This window comes from Occultella aeris, assembly GCF_902703175.1.
Lineage (GTDB): Bacteria > Actinomycetota > Actinomycetes > Actinomycetales > Beutenbergiaceae > Occultella > Occultella aeris.
This window is the reverse complement of sequence record NZ_CACRYJ010000060.1, coordinates 20,030-43,860: the sequence shown is the minus strand read 5'-3', so window position 1 is coordinate 43,860 and position 23,831 is coordinate 20,030. Positions and strand designations below refer to the sequence as shown.

Below are 23,831 nucleotides of genomic sequence, written 5' to 3'. Positions count from 1 at the left end.
GCGCATCCGGTAGGGGTACCCGGTCCGCCTGGCCGCCGTCACCGGGCCAGGACGGACTCCAGGTCGTAGGCGACGGCCCGGTCCACCTGGTCGATCAGGCAGGAGGTGGGCTCCCGGTCGGGCCGCCAGCGCAGGAACGTCACCGAGTGCCGGAACCGCCATCCCTCCAGCTGGTCGAACGCGACCTCGACCACGCGCTCTGGGCGAAGTCGCACGAACGAGACGTCCTTGCTTGCGCTGAACCGGGACCGGTCGGTCTCACCGCGAACCGCCTCCCCGTCGCCGTCGCGGACCACCAACGGGTCCAACTCGTCGACGAGCTCGAGCCGGCGCGCGTTCGTGAAGGCCGAGATCCCGCCGACGTTCACCAGGGTCCCGTCACCGGTGTACATGCCGAGCAGCAGCGACCCCACCCCCTCGCCGCTCTTGTGGACGCGGTAGCCGACGAGCACCGCGTCCGCCGTACGGGCGTGCTTGATCTTCAGCATCGTGCGCTTGCCGGGGGCGTACGGTTGCGCGAGCGGCTTGGCGACTACCCCGTCGAGCCCGGCACCCTCGAACCGCTCGAACCAGTCCCGCGCGAGCACGTCGTCACCGGTCACCCGGGTGAGGTGGATGGGCGCGCCCGCCGCGATGCCGTCGAACAGCCCCTCGAGGCGCGCCCGCCGCACGGAGAACGGCTCGCCCATGAGGTCGGCGTCGTCGAGCGCGAGCAGGTCGAACGCCACGAACTCCGACGGCGTCTCGGCCGCCAGCCGATTGACCCTCGACTCCGCCGGGTGGATCCGCTGCGAGAGTGCCTCCCAGTCCAGCCGCTGGCTGCCCGCCGCCCCGGAACGCACCACGATCTCACCGTCGATCGCGCACCGCTCCGGAAGGTGCTCCTTGACCGCCTCGACGAGCTCCGGGAAGTATCTGGTCAACGGCTTGCTGCCCCGGGAGGCGATCTCCACGTCGTCACCGTCGCGCAGGATGATCCCGCGGAACCCGTCCCATTTGGGCTCGTAGGAGTAGCCACCCTCGACGGCGTCCGGTGCGGGCACCGCCTTGACGGCCTTGGCAAGCATCGGAGTGACGGGCAGGTCGATCGGCAGGCGCATCCGCTCAGTCTGCCGTGCTGAATGCCCGACGGCGAGGGGTCAGGCGTCGTAGCCGCGCAACGGGTAGGTGTCGATCACCTCGTGCAACGGCCCGCCGCCTGGTCCGGCGCCGAGGCGGGAGGACACAAGCTCGACCGAGTCGGCCACCCACGCGGGACCGGAGTACACCGAGAGCACGCGGGCGAGCCCGCCCAGGTCCACGTCGGCCGCGCGCCGCGAATGCCGGGCCACGCTCAGGTGGGCGCGACGGCGCTCTCGCACCTGGGCGTCCGGCAGGTCGTCCGCCGCGGCCATCAGTGCCAGCAACCGCGCCAGGTCGTCGGCACGGGCGTGCGCACCGGTCGCCGCGCCACCACCACCGGCGCCGCCATCGGCCGTGCCACCATCTGCCACGCCCACCCAGAGCGAGCGCCCCGCGAACTCCCCCGCGCCTCGCAACCGCAGCTCCAGCGGCGCGAAGCCGGCCACCAACCGGGCCAGCGGGTCCTGCAGATCCGAGGCAGCGCCGTCGGGCAGTTCACCGAAGAACGCGACGGTGACGTGTTGCTGCTCGACCGGCACCCACCGCAACGGTGCACCGGCGCCAAGGCGCAGCGCCGTGGTCGCCGCCCCCAGGTGCGCCAGCACCGGAGCAGGCGGCCGGATCGCCGCGAAAAGCCTCATGCGTCCTGGCGCCGCGCTCGCCGGCCCACGATCACCCCGATCACGACACCGATCGCGGCGACCACCACGACGATCGCGGCGATCACCCAGCCGTTCATGCTCACGGCCGGTTCCGGGAGCGCCTCTGGCCGCTCGACCATGGCCTGCGCGAGCTTGAGATCGAGCACTGTCGCGTTCGTGCTGATCGCGACGGAGCCCCGGCAGCCACCGCCGGAGGCGGGCAGGCACAACTCGAGGTTCAGCTCGAGATCCACCTCGGCGCTGAGCCCGACGGCGCTGGCCGAGCCGGTCGAGTCGTCACTCTCGCCGACGCGGCCCACTCGCGCGTCGATGGCTCCGTCGGCGCTGACCGCCGTGCCGATGAACTGGGTGATCGTGGACAGCCCGGGGAACTGCTCCTCGAGGAGTTCGAGGATCTCGGCGGTGCTGAGCGAGAGGGACAGGTCGACGAACTGCCCCTCCGGGATCGTCACCGGCGAGCCGAACACGGTCAGGCTGGTCACGGCGGCGTCCGCGGTGGGCGGGTCGGTCGGGTGCGTGGTGGCCGTGGCGTGGACAGGGCCGACGTCGAGCACCTCGTAGGAGAACAGGGTCACGTTCGCGCCGCCGACGCCCCCATGGGCGGAGAGGGTCTCGTTCTCGACCCGCTCGGTGTCGGCGGTGACCGCCTCGATGACGACCAGGTCCGCGACCGAGACCGGGCCGACGGCGTCGGACTCGGTGCCGCTGGTCTCCGCCGGGGTGCCGACCTGCGCCGCCGTGATGGTCTGACCCTGAAGGATCGGGTCCTCGGTGAGCAGGTCGATCACGGGTTGAAGGGCACCGATCGCCCCTGTGGTGGTGATGGTCAGGTCCACCTCGGAGGCGACGGCGTACACCCCGGTCGCGCTCGCCGCTCCCCCGGTCGTGGCCCGGGCGGGCGTGGCTCCGGTCGCGAGCGTCAGTGCGAGCAGGGCGAGCGTCAGGACGGTGGTGCCGACGGCGCGGGCGGTGCGGGGGCGGGCCGTCATTGTTCGATGCTATCCGGCGGTCAGAGCGTGGCCGTCCACTCGGTGGTGCGGTGCTCCGGGACGCCGCCGTGCCGGGCCGCCATGGTGTGGGAGTCCCGGTTGCGCACGTCGTAGGTCCCTGAGCCGCGGTGCACTGCGATCAGATACAGGTCCGGGTCGAACTCGTCGTCGGCGAGCGTGGCCCGCAGGTCCTCGACGGTGCCCGTCCAGTCCTCGGTCCCCGGGATCTGGTGCCGCACGATGTTGTCCAGTTCGCTCACGCGGACCAGGTCACAGCCGGTGACCGGGGTGAAGTCGTGCGAGCCGCCGGTGACCGGTGCCGGCAGCGCGGCGAGCGGGAGGCGCCAGATCTGCTCGGTGCGGGCCGCGGTGAAGCCGAGGTCCACCAGCGGAGCGTCCCAGGTCTCCTCGGCCGTCGTGACCAGGACCCGGTCGACGGCCGTGGGTCGGTCCGCGAGCAGGGCGGGCCACGCCTCGATCACATCGGCCCGGAAGGTAACCTCGCCCTCATGCGCACAGACATGGGGACCGCCGGCCGGATCGAGGTGGTCTGCGGGCCGATGTTCGCCGGCAAGTCCGAGGAGCTGCTGCGCCGGGTCCGCCGGGCCAGGCTTGCCGGCCTGGACGTCGAGGTCATCAACCATTCCCTGGACGACCGGCGCGGCACCGGAACCGTGTCCTCGCACGCCGGACAGAGCGCCGAGGCGCACATGGTCGCCGATGTCCCGGCACTCATGGCCCTGGTCGATCTCATGGGCGTCCTCGAGGGCCGCACACCCGACCTGGTCGCGATCGACGAGGCCCAGTTCTTCGGCCCCGGCCTCCTCGATGCGGCCACGGAGCTCGCCGGTCGTGGCATCGTGGTCGTGGTCGCGGGGCTGTCCGTGACGTTCGATGCCCGCCCCTTCGAGCCGCTGCCCGCGTTGATGGCGGTCGCCGAGTCGGTCACGAAGCTGACCGCGGTGTGTGCCCGCTGCGGTCGGGACGCGGCCTTCCACCAGCGGGTCCGGGCGGGTGCGGTGGGAGACGCGCTTGTCCCGGGCGCCGAGCATGTCGGCGGCATCGAGAGCTACCAGCCGCGGTGCCGCCTGCACCTGGAGACCTCCTAGGGTCTGCCGGACACCGGTGCGAAGCCGCGAGCCGCACAGGCTGCCGGGCATGCTCCCCGCCGAAGTCCGCCGGGCCGTCGACGCCTACCTCGGCTGGGCCGACCGGCTGTTGCCCGGTCGGGTGGTCGGCGCCTACGTGTTCGGTTCCACGGCCCTGGGTGCCTACCGGCCAGGGCGCAGCGACATCGACCTGCTCCTGGTGCTCGACGACGAGCCGGTCACCGGGCACGACCTGCGCCGGCTGCGGGCCCTGCACGCGTCCCAGCTGCCGCGGGTGCTGGCCGGTCTGGCCCGGACCCGGCACCTGTTCGCCACCTGCAACACGGCGTTCGTCCGGCGGGCGGACCTGGGACTGCCCGTCACCAGGATCGAACCGGCCGCCTCACACGTGGGCCATCAGTTCGTCGCGGGCGGGGCCTTCGACGTGAACCCGGTGATGTGGCAGGTGTTGCGCAGCCGGGGCATCGCGGTGCGCGGCCCGGCGCCGGCCGACCTCGGTCTCGATCCGGAGCCCGGTCGACTGCGTGACTGGAACCTGGCGAACCTGCGCGGGTACTGGGCGGGACAGGCCGACCGGGTCGAGGCCGGCAGGGACCCACTGCGAACGGCGGCCGTCGAGTGGTGCGTGCTCGGCCCGCCGCGCCTGCACGCGACCATCTCGACCGGGGCCGTGCTGTCCAAACAGGAGGCGGGCGCCTACGCGGTCCGCACGTTCGGGGCGGAGGTCGAGCCGATCGTGACGGTCGCGCTCGCCACCCTCGCCGGCGAGCCGCTGCCTGCCGCACCACCGCGCCACGAGTGGCGGGTCCGCACGGCCGACTTCATGAGACGCGTGATCGAGGACGCGTCCGGGGTCTGAAATCCCTGGCAGCACGGCGGCCGCACATGGCAGGGTCACGGCATGGAGCAGGCACCGGTGACACACGTGTGGTCCGGCCGCGCCACCGTCGATGGCGTCCCTGACATCCCCGGGATCGAGCTCGCCGGCGCCTACTACCGGGATGTGGTCGGCCCGCTCGTGCTGGCCCGCCGGCCAGGGTTGCCCCACGCGGCGGCCAGGCTCGGCAGCGGTTCCGACGTGCTCGGCCTGGACGACGCGATGTCCCGGGACCATGACTGGGGCCTGCGCCTGACCCTGCTGGTACCCGGTGACGCCGTCGCCGACGTCGACGCGTTCCTCGAGGCCGAGCTGCCCGCCCGGTACGCGGGCCTGCCCGTCCGGTTCCCGACCAGCTGGCAGCCGCAGGTGCGCCACCAGGTGGAGGTCGCCGAGCCGCACGACTTCGTGGCGTCCCGGACCGGGCTGGACACCCGCACCGAGCTCACCGTCGCCGACTGGCTGAGCGTGACCGGGCAGGCGATGCTCGAGGTGACCGCCGGCGCCGTGTTCACCGATACGGCCGGGACGCTCACCGAGATCCGCGAGCGTCTGGCCTGGTACCCCGACGATCTCTGGCGCTACCTCCTGGCCGCGGACTGGGCCCGGCTCACCCAGGAGCTGCCGTTCGTGGGCCGCACCGGCTCCCGCGGTGACGAGACCGGCGCCGCGGTCATCACCGCCCGGCTCGTCGACGTCGCCATGCACCTCGGGTTCCTCCTCGACCGGGCCTGGCCCCCGTACCCGAAGTGGCGGGGCACCCTCTTCGCCGCACTCCCCCACAACGCCCCAGTCGGTCCCGCGCTCACCCGGGCGGTCACCGCACAGGTGTGGCGCGAACGCGAGGCCGCCCTGGTGGAGGCACTGGCGGCGTTGAGCGCGCGCCAGCGCGACCTCGGTCTGCCCACACCGGACGTGGCCATCGAGAACTTCTGGGACCGGCCGTTCCGGTCCCTGGTCTCCCATGACGGGCCGCTGCGAGAGTCGATCATCGACCCAGCCGTGCTCGCCCTGCCACCCGAGGTCGGCTCGGTCGAGCAGTGGGTCGGGAACGTCGCGGTGCTCACCGACCCGGCTCGACGCCGTCGGGTCGCCGGGGCCATTGCCCCGCAACCCACCGAGGACGACGGGAACTGACACCGATGCGCATCGAGAGCGAGATCCGCGACTACTACGACCAGGGCCGCGAGGCCGGCCGGCTGCGCGACGGCCCGGGCCTGCTCGAGCAGATCCGCACCCGGGAACTGCTCACCCGGCTGCTGCCGCCTGCCCCGGCGGTCGTGCTCGACGTCGGCGGCGGCCCGGGTGCCTACGCCGTCTGGCTGGCCGAGCGCGGCTACACCGTGGACCTGCTCGACCCGGTGCCCCGGCATATCGAGGAGGCGAGGACCGCGAGCAGTTCGAGCGCAGCGGCGGCCGATCCGCTGCGCTCGGCCACGGTGGGCGACGCGCGCGACCTGCCGGTCGCCGACGCGAGTGTGGACGCCGTCCTCATGCTCGGCCCGCTGTACCACCTGACCGAAGCCGGCGACCGGGCGCTCTCGCTGCGTGAGGCGCACCGGGTGCTGCGACCCGGTGGGGTGCTGCTCGCCGTCGGGATCAGCCGGTTCGCGTCCACCATCGACGGCATCGGTGCGTCCTATCTGGCGTCGGAGGAGTTCGCCCAGATCGTCGCCGAGGATGTCGCCACCGGGCACCACCGCAACCCTGACAACGTGCCGGGGTGGTTCACGACGGCGTACTTCCACCGCCCTGAGGAGCTCGTCGCCGAGGTCGCCGCCGCCGGGTTCGACGCCGACGGTCCGTTCGCGATCGAGGGCCCGTCGGGTGCCGCGGCGGCCATGGCGGAGCTGCTCGACGGCGGCGCGGCGCAGGAGCGTGCGCTGGCCGCGATCCGCCGGATCGAGCGGGAGCCCAGCCTGCTTGGTGCGTCGGCCCACCTGATGGTGCTGGGCCGGGCGGACTAGGCCCAGTCGACGACCAGATCCGCGGCAGCCGCGGCCGCCTCGATCAGCTCGGCGTTCCGGGCGTCGGAACCGTCGGTGAACGCGAGGGCACGCTCCATCGACTTGCCGTTCGCCAGGTGCCGGGCAAGCAGCCGTTCGCGCCGGGCCGCCGGGTCGGTGTGCAGGAACCACGTCTCGTCCAGGACCTCCCGCACCCGGTCCCACGGCGGGGTGTCCGCGAGCAGGTAGTTGCCCTCGGTGAGCACCACCCGGACGTCCGCGGCGACCGGGACGTGGCTGCCGATCGGCTGCTCGAGCGTGCCGCGGACGTAGCGGGGCGCGTAGATCACCTCGTCTCCCGGGCGCTGTGCGCGCAGGCGACGCAGCAGCGCGAGGTACCCGTCGCCGTCGAACGTGTCGATCGCACCCTTGCGCTCGGCGCGGCCGAGGCGGTCGAGCTCGGCCTGGGCGAGGTGGAACCCGTCCATCCCGACGACGGCGCAGCTCACCCCGTCGGCCTCGAGCGCGGCGCCGAGGGCGTCGGTCAGGGTGGACTTGCCGGCTCCCGGGGAGCCGACCACGCCGACGAGGACCCGGTCCGTGGAGCCCAGGAGGTCGCGGATCCGCCGCACCAGGGGCCCGACGGCGCCCGGTGCGGCCCGCAGCCCGCTCACCAGTCGACCGGTTCCCACGGGCGGCGGTGCCGCGGGGCGCGGCCGGAGGCGTACAGGCACAGGGTCGCCGCCATGGCCAGGTTCAGCGACTCGGCTCGGCCGCGGATCGGGATCCGCACGACGGCGTCGGCGAGTGCGCGCTCCTGTTCGCCGAGCCCCCAGGCCTCGTTGCCGAACACCCACACCGTCGGCGCGGCGATGTCGGCGCCGCTGCGCGGGGAGTCGGCGAGCTCGTCCAGGTCGACCGTGCCGGCACCGTCGGCGGCGAGGATCTGGAACCCGGCCGCGCGTGCCGCCATGATCGCCTCGGCCAGGGTGGGTCCGGTGACGACCGGGACGTGGAACATCGAGCCGGCGGTGGCGCGCACCACCTTGGGGTTGTGCGGGTCGACGCTCGCGGAGGTGAGGACGACCGCGTCGGCGCCGGCGGCGTCCGCCGCCCGGATCACGGTCCCGGCGTTGCCCGGGTCACGAACCTGGGACAGCAGGGCGATCAGGCGCGGCGCGGGCTCGCCGGCCAGTACCGACTCGAGCGTCCGCTCCCAGGTGTTCAGGACGGCCAGGACGCCCTGGGCGTCGGGGCTCATCGCGTCGAGGACCTCGGGGCTGCCCAGGTGCAGGTACAGCCCGGCCGCACCGGCCCCGTCGACGATCTCGGAGTACCGGTCGGCGGCCTGCGGCGTCAGGTAGACATCGCGAACATGCTCGGCGGCGAAGGCGACCGCCTCGCGCACGGCCTGCGGTCCCTCGGCGAGGAACTGGCCGTGCCGGGAACGCGCCGAACGCCCGGCGAGGCCCCGGACCGCCTTCACCCGCTCGGCGCGGGGGTTGGTCAGGTCCGGAAGGGGCATCGTCCGGGCGTTCGGTGTGCGTTCGGTGCTTCGGGTTGGTCAGGCAGCCGGCGTGGCCGGCGCGTTGACGTCCTCGGGGAGGCTGTTCTTGGCCACCGTCACCAGCGCCACAAAGGCAGTGATGTCGTTGACGGCGAGGTCGGCGAGGACGCGACGGTCCACCTCGACACCCGCGGCCTTGAGACCCTGGATGAAACGGTTGTAGGTGATGCCGTTCGCGCGGGCCGCGGCGTTGATCCGCTGGATCCACAGGCGACGGAAGTCACCCTTCTTGGCCCGGCGGTCCCGGTAGGCGTAGGTCAGCGAGTGAGTGACCTGCTCCTTGGCCTTGCGGTAGAGACGCGAGCGCTGGCCGCGGTAACCGCTGGCCCGCTCGAGGGTTGTCCTGCGCTTCTTCTGGGCGTTGACCGCCCGCTTGACGCGTGCCACGTCGTACTCCTAATTCTCGGTGTAAAGGCGCGGCGTTACTTGCCGAGCAGCTTCTTGATCTTCTTCACGTCGGCCGGGGAGACCTCGACGTCGTTCACGAGGCGGCGCGCCTGGCTGCTGGTGCGCTCCTGGAACTTGTGGACGTGACGGGCACGCTCGCGCATGACCTTCCCGGAACCGGTGATCCGGAAGCGCTTCTTGGCACCGGAGTTCGTCTTGTTCTTCGGCATCTCTTGTTCCTTGTTGGTAGCAGGCTGGGGTCAGCCGGCTTCGGTCGCCTCAGGCTCGGCAGGCTCCGCGGTGGCGGCGGCCTCCTGAGCGCGGCGGCGCTGTTCGTTGCGGGTCTCGGTCTTCTTCTTGTTCGGGCCGAGCACCATCGTCATGTTGCGACCGTCCTGTCGCGGGGTGCTCTCGACGTGACCCAGTTCTGCCACATCCTCGGCGAGCCGCTGCAGCAGGCGCATGCCCATCTCCGGGCGGGACTGCTCGCGGCCGCGGAACATGATCATCACCTTGACCTTGTCGCCGGCCTTGAGGAACCGCTCGACGTGGCCCTTCTTGGTGCCGTAGTCGTGCGGGTCGATCTTCAGCCGGAACCGGATCTCCTTGAGGACGGTGTTCGCCTGGTTGCGCCGGGCGTCACGTGCCTTCATGTCGGCTTCGTACTTGAACTTGCCGAAGTCCATGAGCTTGCAGACCGGCGGGCGCGCCTCGGGGGCGACCTCGACCAGGTCCAGATCGGCCTCCGCAGCCAGTCGCAGTGCGTCCTCGACCCGAACGATGCCTACCTGCTCACCGTTCGGCCCGACCAGACGCACCTCCGGCACGCGGATCCGCTCATTGATGCGGGGCTCGCTGATGTGGTGCTCCTTACGAGAGAGATCAGTTTCACCGCGTCACACGGAAAAGGCCTCCGGGTGCGGTGCACACGGAGGCCTCTGGTCGCGTCCCGGCACGAGTCGCCTCGGCCGGCACTGAGGGTTCGTCAGAACCCTCGACCTGAACCCGTACTCCGTCGGCGGCTTGATCCGTTCCGGTCGAGCAAAGGTGGGAGAAACTCCGCTTGCACACCGGCCACGCCGAAGCGAGACCGGTCGGTCAGTGACCACTTTAGCATGTGAACGGCTGCGGACCACGGTTGGCGGTGTGGCACCGGTCTCAGCCCGCGCTGACCACTCGCATCTCGAGCGAGTCCACCCGCTCCGCGACGATCTCCTGCGCGGCCAGCGCGGCGCCGGCACGGCCGACCACCTTGTCCAGTCCGGTCCGGTCCAGCCCGGGCCGCAGCTCCAGCACCACCCGCACCTCGGCCCGCTCCCCGGGTTCCACGCGGGAGTCGACCACGCCCGGCACCGGGGCCAGGGCGGCCCGGATCGCCTGCGTGACCGCAGGGTCCTCGACGGCGGGCACCCACTCGCGCTGCGAGGCGATCGCCCAGACGGCGGGCCGCGGCACCAGTATGGGTACCGGGCCGGCCGGGTCCAGGACCAGCAGCCCGTCGGCGTCCGCGGCCGCGGACAGCGCGGCCCGCACCCCCTCGGCCGGGATCGGCCGGGCATCGGCTCGCCACGCGGTCAGGGCGGCGAGCCCGGAGAACACCGGGATCGCGGCGCGCCCGTCCGGCGTCGCGACCGTGACCATCGCGGCCGAGGCGCTCTTCTCCCCCACGAGCCGAACCTCGCGTCCGTTGATCTCATGCCCGACGGCGTCGGCTCGCTCCTCCAGATGGGCCACCACGGGCACCAGGACCCGCGCCGCACCGAGGGCGCGGACGACCGCGCGAAGGCGCGCTCCGCCGTCGGGCTCCGAGAGCGCAGCGGCCAGACCGGGGTCGGTGCCGCCGTCGTCCCCCGCGTACTTGGGGGTGGGTGGCAGCGAGCGCCCGCCGCCGGCCGGCAGCGGTCGACCGTCGGGCAACCGGTCCGGCACCGGCCTCACGGGCGGCCGGCGACGTCCAGCGCCTCGCCGAGCGTGAACGCGCCGGCATACAGCGCCTTGCCGACGATCGCGCCCTCCACACCGACGTCGGTCAGCGTCCGCAGGGCGGCCAGGTCGTCGAGGCTGGAGATGCCGCCGGAGGCGACCACGGGGGCGGTCGTGGCGGCGCTGAACTCACGGAGCAGGTCCAGGTTCGGGCCGCGCATGGTGCCGTCCTTCGTGACGTCGGTGAGGACGTAGCGGGAGCACCCGTCGGCGTCCAGGCGCGCGAGCACCTCCCACAGGTCGCCGCCCTCCTTGGTCCAGCCGCGGGCGGCCAGGGTGGTGCCGCGCACATCCAGGCCGACCGCGATCCGGTCCCCGTACGTCGCGATCACCGACGCGGTCCAGTCCGGGTTCTCCAGCGCGGCGGTGCCGAGGTTGACCCGCCGGCAGCCGGTGGACAGCGCCCGCTCGAGGGACTCGTCGTCCCGGATGCCGCCGGACAGCTCCACGGCGACGTCGAGGGTGCCGACGACCTCGGCGAGCAGCTCGGCGTTCGAGCCGCGCCCGAACGCGGCGTCCAGGTCGACCAGGTGCACCCACTCGGCGCCGCCGGACTGCCAGGCCAGCGCGGCGTCCATCGGGGCGCCGTACGTGGTCTCGGAGCCGGCCTCACCCTGGACCAGGCGCACGGCCTGACCATCGGCGACGTCCACGGCGGGCAGCAGTTCGAGGCGGGTACTCACAGGGGATCTGGGTCCTTTCGGGGGTGCGGCGCGTTCGGCGCCGTCAGCGCAGGGTGGCGAGCCAGTTGCGCAGCAGCTGCGCACCGGCGTCGCCGGACTTCTCGGGGTGGAACTGGGTCGCGCTCAGGGCGCCGTTCTCGACGGCGGCGACGAACGGGTGGCCGTGCTCGGCCCAGGTGACCCGGACGTAGTCGGGGGCGGTGCGGGCGGCGTAGGAGTGCACGAAGTAGAAGCGCTCGTCGGCGATCCCGTCGAAGAGCACGCTGCCCTCGGGCGGGGTCACCGTGGACCAGCCCATGTGCGGCACCACCGGAGCCTCGAGCCGCTCGACCACACCGGGCCACTGGTCCAATCCGTCGGTCCGCTCACCATGCTCCACCCCGGCGGTGAACAGGACCTGCTGACCCACGCAGATGCCAAGGACCGGGCGGCCACCGGCAAGCCGGCGCTCGATCATCCGCGGCGCGCCGACGCCGGCCAGACCCGCCATCACGGCGGCGAAGGCGCCCACACCCGGCACCACCAGCCCGTCCGCGGCGGCGACCGCGTCGGGGTCCGCGGTCAGCTCCACCTGTGCGCCGACGCGTTCGAGCGCGCGCACGGCGGAGCGGACGTTCCCCGAGCCGTAGTCCAGGACCACGACCGTGGGGCCGGCTGCGGTCACGGCTTCTTCTTCCGCTGGGCCCGGCCGAACAGGCGGCCGGCCTGCCACCGGGTCAGGTTCCCGGGCTTCAGGTGACCGGGGGCCTGGTCGGGTGTGATGACGCCGAGGAGGAGGTTCTCGAGGACGTCGTCGGCGTTCGCGAGGATCAGGCCGGCGCTGACCTCGTTGCTCGGCTCGCCATTGACGTAGTTGCGCCCGCTGATCGTGCCGGTCAAGCCCTCGTCGCCCTCGCCCAGCCGGGAGATGAGCAGCACGACGCCGGCCTTCGCCGCCCGCGAGAGCGTCCTGGCGAGGTCGACAGCGGCGGCCGGTGCCCCGGTGAGGAACTCCTCGGGGTCGACCTCGTCGGCCTGCGGGAGCACCCGCACGGCGAGGCTGCCCCGCTTGATCGGCACGATGTCCGCCTCGATCTTGGCGATGGCGCACAGCCCGGCGAGGGCGGGCGCCGACGTGATCGGGGTGAGCACCACTGCGACCACCGAGCGCTTGCGGACACCGTCGGCACCGAACACGGGAACGGCATCGGCGCCGTCGGCCACGGGCTCCGCCGCGCCGTCGCTGTCCCGCTCGGCCGACCCCTGCGCCGCGCCGGCCTGCTCGGCGGCCGAGCCGCCGTCCACCGGCTGGCGGAACTGCCGATCGGGCTCGGCGGCCGCACCGAACGCCTCCTCGAAGGCGGCCTCGAAGGCGGCCTCGTCGAACTCCTCGGGTGAGCCGCCGCCGTCGGGCCGTTCGCCGGTGTCGTTCACAACGCACCCTTGGTCGAGGGCACGCCCGTGACCCGCGGGTCGCGGGCGACCGCGAACCGCAGGGCGCGCGCGAACGCCTTGAACTGGGCCTCGACGATGTGGTGCGGGTCGCGGCCGGCGAGCAGGCGCACGTGCAGGCAGATGCCCGCGTGGAGCGCGATCGACTCGAACACGTGCCGGGTCAGAGACCCCGTGTAGTGGCCGCCGATGAGGTGGTGGACCTGCGCCTCGCTCTCACCGCTGTGCACGATGTACGGCCGGCCGGAGACGTCCACGACGGCCTGCGCGAGCGCCTCGTCCAAGGGCACCAGAGCGTCCCCGAACCGCGAGATGCCGGACTTGTCCCCGAGAGCCTGGCGCAGCGCCTCCCCGATGCAGATCGCGGTGTCCTCGACGGTGTGGTGCACGTCGATGTCGGTGTCCCCGGTGGCACGCACGGTGAGGTCGATCAGGGAGTGCTTGCCGAGGGCGTTGAGCATGTGGTCGAAGAACGGCACGGTCGTGGACACGTCCACGGCACCGGTGCCGTCGAGGTCGATCTCGACCACGACGCTCGACTCGGACGTGGTGCGCTCCACCCGGGCGGTGCGGTGAGCGGAGGCGACCCCCGCCGTCGGGCTCGACTGTGCCTGCGCTGCGTCGACCTGGCTGGACTCGCTCACCGGCCGGTCACCTCCTTCAGTGCGCCGCGGAACGCGGCCATCTCCTCAGCGGTCCCGATCGAGACGCGCAGGTATTCGCTGGGACCAGTCTCCCTGATCAGCACACCGCGATCGAGCAGACCCTGCCAGATCACGTGCCGGTCGTCGAACCGGCCGAACAGGACGAAGTTCGCATCCGAGTCGGCAACGGTGAAACCCTGCTCACGCAGCCAGGACACCGTCGCGTCCCGCTCCGTCCGCAGCTGCGCCACCTGCGCCTGCAGCACCGCTCGGTGCCGCAGGGCCGCACGGGCCACCGCCTGGGTGACCGCGGACAGGTGGTACGGCAGCCGCACCACCCGCAGCGCGTCCACCAGATCCGGTGCGGCGGCCAGGTAGCCAAGCCGCGCACCGGCGAACGCGAAGGCCTTGGACATCGTCCGGGACACCGCGAGGTGCGGGTGGCGAGCCAGGATGCTCAGCGCGCTCGGAGTGCCGTCGCGGCGGAACTCGGCGTAGGCCTCGTCGACGACGAGGACGCTCGCGGCGCCGTCCGGCCCGGTGTTCGCGGTCGCCGACGCGATCGCGTCGATGGTCGCCACGTCCAGGGCGGTGCCGGTCGGGTTGTTCGGGCTCGCGAGCAGGACGACGGCGGGGCGTTCGTTCTCGATCTGCGCGATCGTCTGGGCGGGGTCGAGACTGAAGTCCGGCCGGCGGGTGCCGGCCACCCAGCGGGTGAACGTGTCGCGGGCGTACTCGGGGTACATCGAGTAGGTGGGCGCGAAAGACATCACGCTCCGACCCGGTCCCCCGAAGGCCTGCAGCAGGTGCAGCATGACCTCGTTGGAGCCGTTCGCGGCCCACATGTTCGCTACCTCGAGATCGCGGGCGCCGGACTCCGCGGCGAGGTAGTCGGCGAGGTCCTGCCGCAGCGCCGGGAAGTCCCGGTCCGGGTAGCGGTTCAGGCCCGCGGCCGCGGCGGCGACGGACTCGGCGATGTCCGCGACGACCTCGGCCGGCGGCGCGTACGGGTTCTCGTTGACGTTCAGCAGATGCGGGACGTCCAGCTGCGGGGCGCCGTAGGGCACCTCGCCGATCAGGTCCGCGCGCAGGGGCAGCGCGACGGCGAGGGCTGGCTGGGTCGTCGGGTCACCGGTCACGGGGCAAGTCTAGGAGCGCCGGAGCATCAGAGGGCCGTGGCGCCCGTCACTCGGACTCCGACGACCTGCCGGAGTGCGCCGCAGGCGCGCTGCCGGGACCGTCATCATGTCGGTGCGTTCCGCCGTCGGGCACCGTACTCTCGCGGGCATGAGCGCAACGATCCTGCACCTCGCCCACGCAGCCGACTGGGCCGCCGCGATCGCGAGCGGCGAGTACGCCGTATCCACCCGCGGCGCCACGATCGAGCAGGTGGGGTATATGCACTGTTCGTTCACGCGCCAGGTCGCCGGCGTGGCCGAGGCGTTCTACGCCGACGATCCGGAGCCGCTGGTGGTGCTCGAGATCGACGTGGCCGCACTCGAGGCCGCGGGTCGGACCGTTCGGGTGGAGGCGCTCGACGGCGCGCCGGAACCGTTCCCGCACATATACGGTGGGCCGCTGCCTGTGGCCGCGGTCGTGTCCGTGCGCGGTGCCGAGATCGACGCGCAGGGCAGGTTCCGGTTCAGCGACGGGAGCTGACTGCTCTGACCACGCTTCCGCGGAAGCGGTCAGGGCAAGATGGCATGGTGTCGATCCCCAACGAACCGGTCACCGAACCCGATGTCGTGCGGCGTCTCGCAGGCACCGCCCGGCTGACCCCCGTCTGGCGCAACGGACTCGGCGGGGTGACGTTCCGTACCGACGACGGGCGCTACCTCAAGTACGGTCCACGCAATGACGAGACCTCGATGGACGCCGAGGCCGCGCGCCTGTCCTGGGCAGCGCCTCACACTCGAGTGCCCCGCCTGATCGAGGTGGGCGGTGACGGGACGCACGAGTGGCTGGTGACGGCCGCCATCGACGCGGAGTCCGCGGTCGCACCACGTTGGATCGCGGATCCGGCGACTGCGGTGCGTGCTGTCGGCGAAGGGCTCCGAGCATTGCATGAGGCGCTGCCGGTCGACGGCTGCCCGTTCGACTGGAGCGTGCCGACCCGCCTCGCGAACGCGCAGGCCCGCGGCCTCCAGATATCCGAACCGCTGCGGGAGCCACCACCCGTCGAGCGGCTCGTCGTGTGCCACGGCGATGCGTGCTGTCCGAACACGCTGCTCGACGACGGCGGATCCTGGGTCGCACATGTCGATCTCGGCGCGCTGGGTGTCGCCGACCGATGGGCAGACATCGCGGTGGCGTCGATGAGCACCGAGTGGAACTACGGCCCCGGGTGGGAGGACGCCCTCATCGCCGCGTACGGCGTCGTTCCCGACCGCGGGCGCCTTGCTTACTACCGCGACCTCTGGAACGCGACCTGACCGCGCGAAGATGACCCGAGGCGCCGCCGCTCCCGTCCACGGATGAGTTCGGCGCTTCCGCGGAAGCGGGCACGCGAGCGCATCCCGGCCTCCCTCATGACGCTTCCGCGGAAGCACCGGAGTTGTTCATGGTGCCGAGGGCGTTGTCCACAGGGGTGATTTCAGTGTCAGTGCTCGCGGTTAGGTTTGGAACAGTCGTTCTACGTCCTGGAGGTCACCGTGAGCACCACAGTCATCGAACCGACGCGGCCGCTTCTGCCCGACGCCGCTGACCTGGCCGCCGCCGAGCCCGATCCCCCACCAGAACCGGCCGCGGAGCGCCCGCTCGAGGAGATCGAGGCAGAGCTGTCCGGGCTGGCCGTGAGGATCGCCGCGACCACCTGCCGGTTCCTGCTCCTGCTCGCCGAGTTCGACGCCCGCCAGGGCTGGAACACCGGCGGCTTCGCCTCCTGCGTCAACTGGCTCTCCTGGCGGTGCGGAATGTCAGCGACCACCGCACGAGAACAGGTCCGGATCGCCCGCACCCTCACCGATCTACCCGGCACGAGCGCGGCTTTCGCCGCCGGACACCTGTCGTACTCGAAGGTTCGCGCCATCACGCGGGTCGCCACCCCCGAGACCGAACCCGAACTCCTTGCCGTCGCCGCATCCGCGACCGCCAGCCAGCTCGAACGATTCGTCGCCGGCGTACGTACCGCCGAGTCCCTCGCCGACATCAACCAGCGCCACGCCGAGCGCCACCTGCGCTTCCGCGAGGAACCCGACGGCTCGTTCTCGTTCTCCGGGCGCTGCTCCCCCGAGGACGCCGCCGTCATGATGGAAGAGGTGCACCGCGTCGGCGACTACCTCAAGGACACCGACGCCGGTCACAGCACCGACCCGCAGCCACCACCCTGGCTCCGCGAGAGTGTCGTACACGGGCACGCCCTGATCGACGCCCTCGTCCTGATCTGCGAACAGTCGAACGTGGCCCACCCCGGCCACACCGACCCCGCGGCGACCACCACCGGAGCCGACCACACCCCACGCGGCTCCCGCCGCGGCGAGACCGTCCTGCACGTCACCCTCGACGACCTCGCCAAGGCCCGACCCACAGCCGACAACCCCGCTGCAGCAGATTCGCCGCCGCTCCCTGGGCTCGAGACGTTCGGCGACGGCTCGGCGCATGACGAGGTAGCAGCGCCGGGGCACGACGACGCGTCCCAGACCGACGGTGCGGAAGACGACTCTCAATACGTCGGTAGCGACGACGCCACGGACAGCCATGAACTCGCGACCGTCACAGAGATCACCACACGCCGGGACTCCGGCTCGGGCGCTTCCGCGGAAGCGCCAGACACCGCAAAGCTGATCGGCCCCCACCTGGAACTCGGCCCAGCGCTCCACCCGGAAACCGCACGCCGCCTGACCTGCGACACCGGCATCGTCATGCACGTCCACGCCGACGGATCCCGCTTCACCGTCGTGCCCAACGCCCGCCCCGGGCGCACCCTGGACGTCGGTCGAAGGACCCGGAGCACCAACTCCGCACTCAAGCGAGCACTCTGGGCCAGAGACCACAGCTGCCGCATCCCCGGCTGCGGTCGACGCGCCTACCTCCACGCCCACCACATCCAGCACTGGGCCGACGGCGGCCCGACCACCCTGGACAACCTCGTCCTGCTCTGCAGCACCCACCACAGGCTGCTGCACGAAGGGAACTACGACATCACTCTCCGCCCCGACGGCACCGTCCTGGTGACCACCCCCGACGGCCGCATCCTGCCACCCGTACCGATACCCAATCCGGTCCGAGCCGGGCTGGCGGACTCGGGAGTGCACGACGGCGACGTTCCGCGGAAGCATCCGAGAACGACTGGCTGCGCGACCCCATCCACCCGCTCACGCCGATCAACGGTGGCCCGCTGGACCTCAACGGGTCAGTCGGCGTGGTGATGGGCAACTGGGCACTGCGGCGCCAGGACGCCGACGAGGCCGAGGACGCCAAGGGCGAACCCGATGACCGCGCGACCGATCCGGCCGCGGCCTGAGTCGCCACTGGTGCATTGCCGGCGTTCAGCGATCCACAGGCCGCGCGCACGACCGGTCCCCTCATGAAAGGCTGCCTCCGATGAACGAGACCACAGCAGGCACCGCCGCGGACACGGCCCCCGCCGCTCCGAACAGTGACGACCCGAACGGAACCCGGGAGCGGGCCACCGCCGTCCTGCAGCGCCTGGTCGGCTCCGACGAGGCGCAGTTGCGCGACGACCAATGGCGCGCGATCTCCGCGCTGGTCGACGGTGACCGCCGCGCCCTCGTGGTGCAACGCACCGGGTGGGGCAAGTCCGCCGTCTACTTCGTGGCCACCTCCCTGCTGCGCGAACGCGGCGCCGGGCCGAGCGTGATCATCTCCCCGTTGCTTGCCCTCATGCGCGATCAGATCGCCGCCGCCTCGCGGGCCGGGATCCGCGCCGTCACCATCAACTCGGCCAACACCACCGAGTGGGCCGGCATCCACGAGCAGATCGCCGCCGGCGAGGTCGACGTGCTGCTGTGCTCTCCGGAGCGCCTGAACAACCCGGCGTTCCGGGACGAGGTACTCCCCCGCCTGGCCGCGAGCGCCGGTCTGGTCGTCGTCGACGAGGCCCACTGCATCTCCGACTGGGGCCACGACTTCCGCCCCGACTACCGCCGGATCCGCACCCTGCTGGACGATCTCCCGGATGGCATCCCGGTCCTGGCCACCACCGCGACCGCGAACGAACGTGTGACCGCGGACGTCGCGGAGCAGCTCGGCACCGACGTGCTCGTGCTGCGCGGCGGACTCGACCGCCCCTCCCTGCACCTGGCCGTCGTCCAGCTGCCCGATCAGCCGACCCGGATCGCCTGGCTCACGGCGAACCTCGGCTCCTACCCGGGCTCGGGGATCGTCTACTGCCTGACTGTGGCAGCCGCCGAGGAGGTGGCTCGGCAGCTGCGGGGCGCGGGCTACGCCGTGCAGGCCTACACCGGCGCGACCGACCCGAGCGAGCGGGAGGCCCTTGAGGCGGACCTGAAGGAGAACCGGGTCAAGGCCCTCGTGGCCACGTCGGCCCTCGGGATGGGATTCGACAAGCCGGACCTCGGCTTCGTGATCCACCTCGGTGCACCACCGTCGCCCATCGCCTACTACCAGCAGGTCGGCCGCGCGGGCCGCGCGGTACAGCGGGCCGACGTGGTCCTCCTACCTGGCTCCGAGGACAAGCAGATCTGGGACTACTTCGGGTCATTGGCGTTCCCGAAGGCCTCCGATGTGCGCGCCGCGATCGACGCGCTGCCCATGCTCGGCGACGGCGCGATGTCCGTGGCCGCCCTGGAGACCCAGGTGGACCTGCGTCGGACCCGTCTGGAGATGATGCTCAAGGTGCTGGACGTGGATGGTGCCGTTCGCCGGGTCCAAGGCGGCTGGTCCTCCACCGGCCAGGAGTGGAACTACGACGCCGACCGGTATGAGCGCGTCGAGGCGGCGCGCGTCGCCGAGCAGGACGCGATGATCGCCTACGAGCGCACGGACGAGTGCCGAATGGTCTTCCTACGCCGGGATCTGGACGACCCTGAGCTGGTCGACGGCGAGCGCTGCGGCCGATGCGACAACTGCGGCGGGGTCACCGTGCCGGATGCACCGGACCTGGAGGTTGTGGAGGCCGCGCGCGAGCGTCTGGACGCGCCCGGCATCGAGATCACGCCGCGTCGACAGTGGCCGAGCGGGATGTCGGAGTTGGGCGTGGACCTGCGTGGCCGGTTGGCCGAGGGCGAGCGCGCGCAGACCGGTCGTGCCATCGCGCGCCTGGACGGCCTGGGCTGGTCGGTGCAGTTGCGCGAGCTGTTCGCGTCGACCACGCCCGACGGCGAACTACCGGTGGGGCTGCGGGCGCCACTGATGCGAGTGGTCGCCGACTGGGCGCCGAGCGCCGACGGCGTCGTGTTCGTCGACTCGGCCACCCGCCCCCTGCTGGTGCAGCACCTCGCCCAGGGGGTCGCCCGGCTGCTCAAGGCGCCCCTGGTCGGGCGCATCGCTCCCGCGCCGGATCGTGGGCCCGGCCGCCACGACGTGAACTCCGCGCAGCGACTCGCATCCGTGGCACGGCGCCTCGACCTGGACCTGTCCGATGCGGCGACCGCCGGCCTGACCGGCAGGAGCGTCGTCCTGGTGGACGACTTCACCGACTCGGGCTGGACCCTCGCCTACTCCGCCATGCTGCTGCGGCGCGCCGGCGCCGGGGCGGTCCTGCCGCTGGTCCTGGCGCAGGGCTGAGCCGGATCAGGGTCGCCGCGACTACTGGCTGCGGCTGTTCGTGAGCTGGCGGATGAACCGCTCCAGCGGGATCGAACCGTCCTGCCATGGCAACAGCACCCAGGCGACGAGGTACACGCCCCACCCGAGCACGGGGAGCAGGCCGAGCAGCAGCAGGAGGATCCGGACCAGACCCACGCTGACGCCGGTCTGGTCCGCGATCCCGCCACCGATGCCGCCGAGGATCCGGCTGGGCCCACGGCGGAGGCCGATCTTGCGGATGGTGTCGAAGATTGCGTCCATGACCCCAACGGTACGGGGACTCGGTCTGACGCGACATCGGGGATCGCCCTGACCACCCCCTGAGCCGGGTGGCACGGGTATGCCAGCATGTCCGGGTGGACGATGCACGTGCTGAGCGGATCCTGGTCTACGGCGTCACGGGGACGGGCAAGACCACCCTGGCCCGCAGGATCGGGGAGGCGACCGGTCTGCCATGGCACTCGGTGGACGACGAGATCGGCTGGCTGCCCGGTTGGGTCGAGCGACCTCCGCAGCAGCAGCGCGAGATCGCCGAGGCGATCTGTGCCGGCGAGCGCTGGGTCATGGACACGGCGTACGGCAAGTGGGCCGACGTGCCGATGGCTCGAGTGGAGATGATCGTCGCCCTGGACTACCCACGCTGGTTCTCCCTGCAGCGCCTGATCCGGCGCACGTTCTCGCGACTGATCACACGTGAGGAGATGTGCAACGGCAACATCGAGACGGTGCGCAAGATATTCGCCCGCGACTCGATCATCGTCTGGCACTTCCAGAGCTGGGCCCGCAAGCGGATGCGGATCCGGCGCTGGGCGGCCGACCCGTCGACCGTGCCGGGTCGTTACCCGACTGCCACGAGTGCCACGAGTGCCACAGACACTGTCCGCGCCGCGGGTGCCCCCAGAGCCACGGGCACAGAGGTCACGGGCAACGCGGACAACCTGGCCACGGACCCGGCACCGCCGGTCGTGGTGCACCTGCGCAGCTCCCGTGAGACCGAGCGATGGCTGGCCGAACTCGGCGCGTAGCGCTCCGGCTCCCGGTCCGGGGTTCTGTTGCTCGGCCGGATCCGCTCAGTCGCCGCGGCGCACCCTGGCCGCCTCGCCGTGCGCGGGCAGGTCCTCGGCGGCGGCGAGCGCGATCAGGTCGTCCGTCACTTCCTTCAGACCGGCCTCGTCATAGTCGATCACCTGGACCGACTTCAGGTAGACCTGCACGCCGAGCCCGCTCGCGTACCGGGCCGTGCCGCCGGTCGGCAGCACGTGGTTCGAGCCCGCGATGTAGTCCCCGAGCGGCACCGGTGAGTACGGGCCGACGAAGATCGCGCCCGCGTTGCGGATCCGCTCAGCGTCCGCGGCGGCGTCGGCGGTCTGGATCTCCAGGTGCTCGGCGGCGTAGGCGTTGACCACCTCGATGCCGTGGTCGACGTCGTCGACGAGGACCACGCCGGACTGGGGGCCACTCAGGGCGGTGCGGATCCGGGCGCTGTGCTTGGCCGCGGCTGCGCGGGTCTCGATCTCCTCCGCGACGGCGGCAGCCAGCACTGGCGAGTCCGTGACCAGCAGGGACGCGGCGGCGGGGTCGTGCTCGGCCTGGGAGATCAGGTCGGCCGCGACGAACCGGGGATCCGCGCCGGAGTCGGCGAGCACCGCGATCTCCGTGGTGCCGGCCTCGGCGTCGATGCCCACCACCCCGAGCACGGCTCGCTTGGCCGCAGCCACGTAGATGTTGCCCGGTCCGGTGACGACGTCCACCGCCTCGCAGGAGTCCTCGGGCCGTTCCGAGCGCACCCCGTAGGCGAACATACCGATCGCCTGGGCGCCGCCGACGGCGTAGACCTCATCGACCCCGAGCAGCGCGCACGCCGCCAGGATCGTCGGGTCCGGAAGGCCGTCGTGGTCCTTCTGCGGCGGGCTCGCCAGGGCGAGTGACGCCACGCCCGCGACCTGCGCGGCCACCACGTTCATCACGACCGAGGACGGTAGCGGCGCGAGACCGCCGGGCGCGTACAGGCCGACGCGCTGCACCGGCACCCAGCGCTGGTGCACCCGGGCGCCGGGCCCGAACTCGGTGGTGCGGGGGGTCGGCAGCTGCGCCTCGTGGCCGAGCCGGGCGCGCCGGATCGACTCGGTCAGTGCCACTCGCACGTCGGCGGCGAGGCCATCGAGCGCGGCGGTGAGTGCCTCAGGCGGCACTCGCAGGCTGGCCGGCCGGACGCCGTCGAACTGCTCGGCGTAGTCGGCCAGTGCCGATGCGCCCTCGGTGCGGACCCGCGCCAGGATGGGCGCGACCCGCTGGGTCGCCACCTCGATGTCCACCTCGGCGCGCGGCAGCACGGCTCGCAGTTCCGCCGCTCCGAGTGCCCGGCCACGCAGATCGATCGTTCGCATCACCTGAAGAGTCTAGGGCGTTCACGAGACCTGCCCGAAGACACGCTCAGGCGGACCCATCGGATCTAGAATTGGCACGTCCGCACCCGATGGAGCTGCGGGAACGGCCAGGAGGTCGTCATGGGTGAGATCGAGAACCGGGCCGTCATCGAGCGGCTCGTCCAGTGCCTCAATGACAAGCGGACCGAGGTCATGGACGAGTTGTTCCACGAGGACGCCGTCATGGACTGGCCCCAGTCCGGCGAACAGGTGATCGGTGCGGTGAACCGCCGGGCGGTCTACGGGGCGTTCCCCGGGCTGCCGACCATCACCAGCCGACGGATGTTGTCCGCCGGGGACCTGGTGGTCCTCGAGGCCACGCTGGACTATGACGGTCCCGTGTATCGAAGCGTATTCATCTTCGAGTTTCGCGACGGGCGGATCGCCCGGGAGACGGCCTATTGGGCCGAGCCGTTCGAGGCGCCGCAGTGGCGCGCGGCGTGGGTGACCGTCGAGGGTCCGTGACGTCCGCCCGCAAGGACCGGTGCACGGACCCGGTGCCGCGGTCCACGAACCCGGTACCGCGGCGCACGAACTCGGACCCCGGTGCGGCTGCGATACTGGCCCGATGGCCACGCCGACCCCCGATCAGCCCACCGACGTCGAGATCCGCGACGACATGATCCGCCTCGGCCAGTTCCTCAAGCTCACCGGCATCGCCGACGACGGCGCGACCGCCCGGGACCTGCTCACCGACGAGGCGATCGACGTCAACGGCGAGGCGGAGACCCGCCGTGGGCGGCAACTGCACCCCGGCGACGTCGTCGAGGTGGACCTGCCCGACGGCGTCCGGCGGCTCCGGGTGGTCAGGCCCGCCTGAGTGCGTGGCTCGTCGGGCCCGGTCGGGCCCTGGCCGGGCACACCCTGGTCGGCCGCACCCTGGTGATCGCCGCGGCCCGGCGATAGTTTGAGTTGATGGACACATTCGTGATCAACCGGACCGATGGCCGCTCCGACGGCGAGGACTGGGCCGAGAACTACGAGGAGCTGCCCGGCGGTGCCGGGATCTCGCTGATCCTCGAGTCCACCACCCGCGCCGGGGTCGGCCCCCGCCTGCATCAGCATCCGTACGCGGAGACGTTCCTGATCCGCCGTGGCTCGGCGACGTTCCGGATCGGCACCGCCGAGGTCGAGGGCCACGCCGGCCAGATCCTGGTGGCCCCCGCGGACACCCCGCACACGTTCCGGACCGGACCCCACGGGTACGAGGCGGTCCACATCCACGCCAACGAGCGGTTCGTGACGACCTGGCTCGAGTGAGCGCCGGGCTCCCGCA

General features: G+C 72.1%; 29 protein-coding genes. 12 read left to right on the top strand and 17 right to left on the bottom strand.

Annotated elements, in window-relative coordinates; all coding sequences use genetic code 11:
* Positions 1–38: 38 nt before the first annotated feature.
* The 4 genes from HALOF300_RS21215 to HALOF300_RS21200 are packed head-to-tail and all read right to left on the bottom strand — an operon-like array spanning position 39 to position 3,255.
* Positions 39–1,100, bottom strand: coding sequence for an ATP-dependent DNA ligase (locus HALOF300_RS21215; RefSeq protein WP_156742889.1), 1,062 nt, complete (start codon positions 1,098–1,100; stop codon positions 39–41).
* Between the two features lie 39 nt (positions 1,101–1,139).
* Positions 1,140–1,763: a 2'-5' RNA ligase family protein gene (locus tag HALOF300_RS21210; RefSeq protein WP_156742888.1), complete on the bottom strand. Its 624-nt coding sequence runs from the start codon at positions 1,761–1,763 to the stop codon at positions 1,140–1,142.
* Positions 1,760–2,773 carry a hypothetical protein gene (locus tag HALOF300_RS21205; protein ID WP_156742887.1) on the bottom strand — a complete coding sequence of 338 codons (1,014 nt, stop codon included), beginning with the start codon at positions 2,771–2,773 and terminating at the stop codon, positions 1,760–1,762. Before HALOF300_RS21205 ends, HALOF300_RS21210 begins: the two co-directional genes overlap by 4 nt.
* A gap of 20 nt (positions 2,774–2,793) precedes the next feature.
* A complete protein-coding gene (locus HALOF300_RS21200; protein WP_156742886.1) occupies positions 2,794–3,255 on the bottom strand; it encodes a hypothetical protein in 462 nt (153 codons plus the stop codon).
* 27 nt (positions 3,256–3,282) lie between these two features.
* On the opposite strand from HALOF300_RS21200, the gene HALOF300_RS21195 reads away from it, so the two are divergent.
* From HALOF300_RS21195 to HALOF300_RS21180, 4 genes are read left to right on the top strand one after another with little or no spacing between them, the layout of a single operon-like run.
* Entirely contained in the window at positions 3,283–3,882 is a 600-nt protein-coding gene (locus HALOF300_RS21195; RefSeq protein WP_156742885.1) for a thymidine kinase, read from the top strand.
* Between the two features lie 49 nt (positions 3,883–3,931).
* Complete coding sequence (locus HALOF300_RS21190) at positions 3,932–4,741, top strand: nucleotidyltransferase domain-containing protein (protein WP_156742884.1); 810 nt, start codon at positions 3,932–3,934, stop codon at positions 4,739–4,741.
* 42 nt (positions 4,742–4,783) lie between these two features.
* Positions 4,784–5,896, top strand: a complete 1,113-nt coding sequence (locus HALOF300_RS21185; protein WP_156742883.1) for a DUF4037 domain-containing protein — start codon at positions 4,784–4,786, stop codon at positions 5,894–5,896.
* 5 nt (positions 5,897–5,901) lie between these two features.
* The gene (locus tag HALOF300_RS21180; RefSeq protein WP_156742882.1) at positions 5,902–6,726 is read left to right on the top strand and encodes a class I SAM-dependent methyltransferase; all 825 of its coding nucleotides are present in this window, start codon (positions 5,902–5,904) and stop codon (positions 6,724–6,726) included.
* On the opposite strand, the gene HALOF300_RS21175 is transcribed toward HALOF300_RS21180, so the two are convergent.
* The 11 genes from HALOF300_RS21175 to HALOF300_RS21125 all read right to left on the bottom strand — a co-directional run bounded on the left by HALOF300_RS21175 (position 6,723) and on the right by HALOF300_RS21125 (position 14,539).
* The gene (locus HALOF300_RS21175) at positions 6,723–7,379 is read right to left on the bottom strand and encodes a nucleoside/nucleotide kinase family protein (RefSeq protein WP_231955672.1); all 657 of its coding nucleotides are present in this window, start codon (positions 7,377–7,379) and stop codon (positions 6,723–6,725) included. The genes HALOF300_RS21180 and HALOF300_RS21175 overlap by 4 nt on opposite strands.
* Positions 7,376–8,230: a TrmH family RNA methyltransferase gene (locus HALOF300_RS21170; protein WP_156742881.1), complete on the bottom strand. Its 855-nt coding sequence runs from the start codon at positions 8,228–8,230 to the stop codon at positions 7,376–7,378. The genes HALOF300_RS21175 and HALOF300_RS21170 overlap by 4 nt, the downstream gene beginning before the upstream one ends.
* A gap of 39 nt (positions 8,231–8,269) precedes the next feature.
* Complete coding sequence (gene rplT, locus HALOF300_RS21165; RefSeq protein ID WP_154793698.1) at positions 8,270–8,659, bottom strand: 50S ribosomal protein L20; 390 nt, start codon at positions 8,657–8,659, stop codon at positions 8,270–8,272.
* Between the two features lie 35 nt (positions 8,660–8,694).
* Complete coding sequence (gene rpmI, locus HALOF300_RS21160) at positions 8,695–8,889, bottom strand: 50S ribosomal protein L35 (RefSeq protein WP_154793697.1); 195 nt, start codon at positions 8,887–8,889, stop codon at positions 8,695–8,697.
* Positions 8,890–8,919: 30 nt separating this feature from the next.
* Positions 8,920–9,486, bottom strand: a complete 567-nt coding sequence (gene infC / locus HALOF300_RS21155) for a translation initiation factor IF-3 (protein WP_231955671.1) — start codon at positions 9,484–9,486, stop codon at positions 8,920–8,922.
* Between the two features lie 331 nt (positions 9,487–9,817).
* Positions 9,818–10,597 (bottom strand): SseB family protein, encoded by a 780-nt coding sequence (locus HALOF300_RS21150; protein WP_231955670.1) that lies wholly within the window; start codon positions 10,595–10,597, stop codon positions 9,818–9,820.
* Positions 10,594–11,325 (bottom strand): bifunctional 1-(5-phosphoribosyl)-5-((5-phosphoribosylamino)methylideneamino)imidazole-4-carboxamide isomerase/phosphoribosylanthranilate isomerase PriA, encoded by a 732-nt coding sequence (priA, locus tag HALOF300_RS21145; protein ID WP_156742880.1) that lies wholly within the window; start codon positions 11,323–11,325, stop codon positions 10,594–10,596. The genes HALOF300_RS21150 and priA overlap by 4 nt, the downstream gene beginning before the upstream one ends.
* A gap of 43 nt (positions 11,326–11,368) precedes the next feature.
* Complete coding sequence (gene hisH / locus HALOF300_RS21140; protein WP_156742879.1) at positions 11,369–11,989, bottom strand: imidazole glycerol phosphate synthase subunit HisH; 621 nt, start codon at positions 11,987–11,989, stop codon at positions 11,369–11,371.
* Complete coding sequence (locus HALOF300_RS21135; RefSeq protein ID WP_156742878.1) at positions 11,986–12,738, bottom strand: hypothetical protein; 753 nt, start codon at positions 12,736–12,738, stop codon at positions 11,986–11,988. The genes hisH and HALOF300_RS21135 overlap by 4 nt, the downstream gene beginning before the upstream one ends.
* Positions 12,735–13,316 (bottom strand): imidazoleglycerol-phosphate dehydratase HisB, encoded by a 582-nt coding sequence (hisB, locus tag HALOF300_RS21130; RefSeq protein ID WP_231955674.1) that lies wholly within the window; start codon positions 13,314–13,316, stop codon positions 12,735–12,737. The genes HALOF300_RS21135 and hisB overlap by 4 nt, the downstream gene beginning before the upstream one ends.
* 80 nt (positions 13,317–13,396) lie before the next feature.
* Positions 13,397–14,539: a histidinol-phosphate transaminase gene (locus HALOF300_RS21125; protein ID WP_156742876.1), complete on the bottom strand. Its 1,143-nt coding sequence runs from the start codon at positions 14,537–14,539 to the stop codon at positions 13,397–13,399.
* Positions 14,540–14,687: 148 nt separating this feature from the next.
* Here HALOF300_RS21125 and HALOF300_RS21120 point away from each other — a divergent pair, with 148 nt between their 5' ends.
* The 4 genes from HALOF300_RS21120 to HALOF300_RS21100 all read left to right on the top strand — a co-directional run bounded on the left by HALOF300_RS21120 (position 14,688) and on the right by HALOF300_RS21100 (position 20,108).
* Positions 14,688–15,059: a DUF952 domain-containing protein gene (locus HALOF300_RS21120; protein ID WP_156742875.1), complete on the top strand. Its 372-nt coding sequence runs from the start codon at positions 14,688–14,690 to the stop codon at positions 15,057–15,059.
* Positions 15,060–15,106: 47 nt separating this feature from the next.
* Positions 15,107–15,832, top strand: coding sequence for an aminoglycoside 3'-phosphotransferase (locus HALOF300_RS21115; RefSeq protein WP_197522733.1), 726 nt, complete (start codon positions 15,107–15,109; stop codon positions 15,830–15,832).
* Between the two features lie 219 nt (positions 15,833–16,051).
* A complete protein-coding gene (locus tag HALOF300_RS21105; protein ID WP_197522732.1) occupies positions 16,052–17,767 on the top strand; it encodes an HNH endonuclease signature motif containing protein in 1,716 nt (571 codons plus the stop codon).
* Between the two features lie 175 nt (positions 17,768–17,942).
* On the top strand, positions 17,943–20,108 hold the full coding sequence (locus tag HALOF300_RS21100; RefSeq protein WP_156742873.1) for a RecQ family ATP-dependent DNA helicase: 2,166 nt from the start codon (positions 17,943–17,945) through the stop codon (positions 20,106–20,108).
* Positions 20,109–20,129: 21 nt separating this feature from the next.
* Here HALOF300_RS21100 and HALOF300_RS21095 read toward each other — a convergent pair whose 3' ends face one another.
* Positions 20,130–20,390 (bottom strand): PspC domain-containing protein, encoded by a 261-nt coding sequence (locus tag HALOF300_RS21095; protein WP_156742872.1) that lies wholly within the window; start codon positions 20,388–20,390, stop codon positions 20,130–20,132.
* Positions 20,391–20,485: 95 nt separating this feature from the next.
* Between HALOF300_RS21095 and HALOF300_RS21090 the strand changes: the two genes are divergently transcribed.
* Entirely contained in the window at positions 20,486–21,154 is a 669-nt protein-coding gene (locus HALOF300_RS21090; RefSeq protein ID WP_156742871.1) for a P-loop NTPase family protein, read from the top strand.
* 45 nt (positions 21,155–21,199) lie between these two features.
* On the opposite strand, the gene hisD is transcribed toward HALOF300_RS21090, so the two are convergent.
* Positions 21,200–22,519 carry a histidinol dehydrogenase gene (gene hisD / locus HALOF300_RS21085; RefSeq protein WP_156742870.1) on the bottom strand — a complete coding sequence of 440 codons (1,320 nt, stop codon included), beginning with the start codon at positions 22,517–22,519 and terminating at the stop codon, positions 21,200–21,202.
* A 117-nt stretch (positions 22,520–22,636) separates the two neighbouring features.
* Here hisD and HALOF300_RS21080 point away from each other — a divergent pair, with 117 nt between their 5' ends.
* From HALOF300_RS21080 to HALOF300_RS21070, 3 genes are all read left to right on the top strand, one after another.
* The gene (locus HALOF300_RS21080; protein WP_156742869.1) at positions 22,637–23,020 is read left to right on the top strand and encodes a nuclear transport factor 2 family protein; all 384 of its coding nucleotides are present in this window, start codon (positions 22,637–22,639) and stop codon (positions 23,018–23,020) included.
* Positions 23,021–23,123: 103 nt separating this feature from the next.
* Positions 23,124–23,375, top strand: a complete 252-nt coding sequence (locus tag HALOF300_RS21075) for an RNA-binding S4 domain-containing protein (protein ID WP_156742868.1) — start codon at positions 23,124–23,126, stop codon at positions 23,373–23,375.
* A 95-nt stretch (positions 23,376–23,470) separates the two neighbouring features.
* The gene (locus tag HALOF300_RS21070) at positions 23,471–23,815 is read left to right on the top strand and encodes a cupin domain-containing protein (protein ID WP_156742867.1); all 345 of its coding nucleotides are present in this window, start codon (positions 23,471–23,473) and stop codon (positions 23,813–23,815) included.
* Positions 23,816–23,831: the final 16 nt, after the last annotated feature.